The organism is Paraburkholderia sp. SIMBA_054, from assembly GCF_046534875.1.
GTDB lineage: Bacteria > Pseudomonadota > Gammaproteobacteria > Burkholderiales > Burkholderiaceae > Paraburkholderia > Paraburkholderia hospita.
Map to the genome: position 1 here is coordinate 1 of NZ_JAWRXV010000490.1, position 309 is coordinate 309.

Below are 309 nucleotides of genomic sequence, written 5' to 3' on the forward strand. Positions count from 1 at the left end.
GGCCAATGCTTCCTTGCGGCAATGCTCGCCCCATGCCTCATTCTTCGTCAGTTCGAGCTTGAAGCCGAGCCCACTGTGCAACACATGGAAGGCGGTGACAATTCGGTACAGGATGTGTACCCAAATGCGGTTGTCCCACATGTTGTCCAAGCCTTGCTCTAGCGGGGTCTCGCCCATGATCTTTCGACCCGGATAGCTCTGGTCGAGGTATCGAACGACGGCGGCTGTTTCTGAAATAAAGCCACCATCAGCAAGCTGAAGCGTCGGCGTTTCGCCCCACGGATTCATTTTCAGGTGACGCCAGCCACG

1 protein-coding gene is annotated in these 309 nt (G+C 56.3%); it reads right to left on the bottom strand.

Annotation, left to right across the window (positions count from 1 at the left end):
* On the bottom strand, positions 1-309 hold a 309-nt coding region (locus SB822_RS56025), incomplete at both ends, for a glutathione S-transferase N-terminal domain-containing protein (protein ID WP_410858970.1).